Consider the following 3,374-nt stretch of genomic DNA (forward strand, 5'->3'; position numbering starts at 1 on the left):
GCGGGATTTTTGTGTGGCCAAGTTGTTAAGGGCACACGGTGGATGCCTGGGCACCAGGAGCCGATGAAGGACGTAGGAGGCTGCGATAAGCCTCGGGGAGCTGTCAACCGAGCGTTGATCCGAGGATTTCCGAATGGGGGAACCCCGCACCAGTCATGTGGTGTGACCCGCGCCTGAACACATAGGGCGTGTGGAGGGAACGTGGGGAAGTGAAACATCTCAGTACCCACAGGAAGAGAAAACAACCGTGATTCCGTGAGTAGTGGCGAGCGAAAGCGGATGAGGCTAAACCGATCGCATGTGATAGCCGGCAGGCGTTGTGTGGTCGGGGTCGTGGGACCGTTCAGTACCTTCTGCCGAGGGTGCAGAGAGTCATAAAAGATCCGTGGTTAGTGGAAGGCCTCTGGAAGGGGTCGCCGTAGAGGGTGAGAGCCCCGTACACGAAAACCCGGTCTCTCTCGAGCGTGTTTCCCAAGTAGCACCGAGCCCGTGAAATTCGGTGTGAATCTGGCGGGACCACCCGCTAAGCCTGAATACTCCCTGGTGACCGATAGCGGACAAGTACCGTGAGGGAAAGGTGAAAAGTACCCCGGGAGGGGAGTGAAATAGTACCTGAAACCGTGTGCCTACAAGCCGTGAGAGCCTTAGCCGCTTCGGTGGCGGGGTGATTGCGTGCCTTTTGAAGAATGAGCCTGCGAGTTAGTGGTACGTGGCGAGGTTAACCCGTGGGGGGTAGCCGTAGCGAAAGCGAGTCCGAACAGGGCGATCTAGTCGCGTGCTCTAGACCCGAAGCCGAGTGATCTACCCATGGCCAGGTTGAAGCGCGGGTAAGACCGCGTGGAGGACCGAACCCACCAGGGTTGAAAACCTGGGGGATGAGCTGTGGGTAGGGGTGAAAGGCCAATCAAACTCGGTGATAGCTGGTTCTCCCCGAAATGCATTTAGGTGCAGCGTCACGTGTTTCTTGCCGGAGGTAGAGCACTGGATGGCCGATGGGCCCCACAAGGTTACTGACGTCAACCAAACTCCGAATGCCGGTAAGTGAGAGCGTGGCAGTGAGACTGCGGGCGATAAGGTTCGTAGTCGAGAGGGAAACAGCCCAGATCATCGGCTAAGGCCCCTAAGCGTGTGCTAAGTGGAAAAGGATGTGGAGTCGCAGAGACAACCAGGAGGTTGGCTTAGAAGCAGCCACCCTTGAAAGAGTGCGTAATAGCTCACTGGTCAAGTGATTCCGCGCCGACAATGTAGCGGGGCTCAAGCACACCGCCGAAGCCGTGGCATTCATGCGTGAACCCGCCGGCTCCCCTCGAGGGGGTCGGCCAGGTGTGTGGATGGGTAGGGGAGCGTCGTGTGGCGGTGGAAGCGGCGGAGTGATCCAGCCGTGGACGCCACGCGAGTGAGAATGCAGGCATGAGTAGCGAGAGGGGAGTGAGAAACTCCCCCGCCGGAAGACCAAGGGTTCCTGGGCCAGGCTAATCCGCCCAGGGTGAGTCGGGACCTAAGGCGAGGCCGACAGGCGTAGTCGATGGACAACGGGTTGATATTCCCGTACCCGCGAAGGAACGCCCATGCTGACCCCAGCGATGCTAACCGTCTGAAGCGGCAGGATCCCTTCGGGGACGAGTCCGTGGAACACGGGACCCGGACTGGTAGTAGGCAAGCGATGGGGTGACGCAGGAAGGTAGTCCTACCGGTGAGTGGTAGTACCGGTGCAAGGGTGTGGCCCGTCCGATAGGTAAATCCGTCGGACACACAGGGTGAGGCCTGACGCATAGCCGAATGAGGCGAATGGGATGATCCTATGCTGCCGAGAAAAGCCTCTAGCGAGTTCCGAGCGGCCCGTACCCCAAACCAACTCAGGTGGTCAGGTAGAGAATACCGAGGCGATCGAGCGAACTGTGGTTAAGGAACTCGGCAAAATGCCCCCGTAACTTCGGGAGAAGGGGGGCCGGTTACCGTCAACACCCTAGCGGTGGGCAGCGGCGGCCGGCCGCAGAGACCAGTGAGAAGCGACTGTTTACTAAAAACACAGGTCCGTGCGAAGTCGTAAGACGATGTATACGGACTGACGCCTGCCCGGTGCTGGAACGTTAAGGGGACGGGTTAGTGCCTTCGGGTGCGAAGCTCAGAACTCAAGCGCCAGTAAACGGCGGTGGTAACTATAACCATCCTAAGGTAGCGAAATTCCTTGTCGGGTAAGTTCCGACCTGCACGAATGGCGTAACGACTTCTCAGCTGTCTCAACCACAGGCTCGGCGAAATTGCACTACGAGTAAAGATGCTCGTTACGCGCGGCAGGACGGAAAGACCCCGGGACCTTTACTATAGCTTGATATTGGTGTTCGGTTCGGCTTGTGTAGGATAGGTGGGAGACTGCGAAGCGGGCACGCCAGTGTTCGTGGAGTCGCCGTTGAAATACCACTCTGGTCGAATTGGATGTCTAACCTCGGTCCGTGATCCGGATCAGGGACAGTGTCAGGTGGGTAGTTTAACTGGGGCGGTTGCCTCCCAAAATGTAACGGAGGCGCCCAAAGGTTCCCTCAGCCTGGTTGGCAATCAGGTGTCGAGTGCAAGTGCACAAGGGAGCTTGACTGCGAGACCGACGGGTCGAGCAGGAGCGAAAGCTGGGACTAGTGACCCGGCACCGGCATGTGGAAGCGGTGTCGCTCAACGGATAAAAGGTACCCCGGGGATAACAGGCTGATCTTCCCCAAGAGTCCATATCGACGGGATGGTTTGGCACCTCGATGTCGGCTCGTCGCATCCTGGGGCTGGAGTAGGTCCCAAGGGTTGGGCTGTTCGCCCATTAAAGCGGTACGCGAGCTGGGTTTAGAACGTCGTGAGACAGTTCGGTCCCTATCCGCCGTGCGCGTAAGAGACTTGAGAAGAGCTGTCCCTAGTACGAGAGGACCGGGACGGACGAACCTCTGGTGTGCCAGTTGTACCGCCAGGTGCACTGCTGGTTGGCTACGTTCGGCAGGGATAACCGCTGAAAGCATCTAAGCGGGAAGCTCGCTTCAAGATGAGGTCTCTCACCGGGTCAACCGGGTAAGGCCCCCGCCCAGACCAGCGGGTTGATAGGCCGGAAGTGGAAGCACCGCAAGGTGTGCAGCTGACCGGTACTAACAGGCCGAGGGCTTGACCACACACACCTACCCGTAACACCTGGGTACGGTCGTCAGGCCAAATAAGAATGTCTCGCGTCCACTGTGCGGTTCTGAACGCACGAACCAGCATGGTTCAAGTTCACAGAGTTACGGCGGCCATGGCGAGAGGGAAACGCCCGGCAACATTCCGAACCCGGAAGCTAAGCCTCTCAGCGCCGATGGTACTGCCCTGGAGACGGGGTGGGAGAGTAGGACGCCGCCGGACAA

2 rRNA genes are annotated in these 3,374 nt (G+C 58.7%); both read left to right on the plus strand.

Annotated features, from left to right (window positions below):
- Positions 1-15: 15 nt before the first annotated feature.
- Positions 16-3,146 (plus strand): 23S ribosomal RNA (locus ABD644_RS22615).
- A gap of 109 nt (positions 3,147-3,255) precedes the next feature.
- Positions 3,256-3,372 (plus strand): 5S ribosomal RNA (rrf, locus tag ABD644_RS22620).
- Positions 3,373-3,374: the final 2 nt, after the last annotated feature.

This window comes from Blastococcus jejuensis (assembly GCF_039534705.1).
GTDB classification, from domain to species: Bacteria; Actinomycetota; Actinomycetes; order Mycobacteriales; family Geodermatophilaceae; genus Blastococcus_B; species Blastococcus_B jejuensis.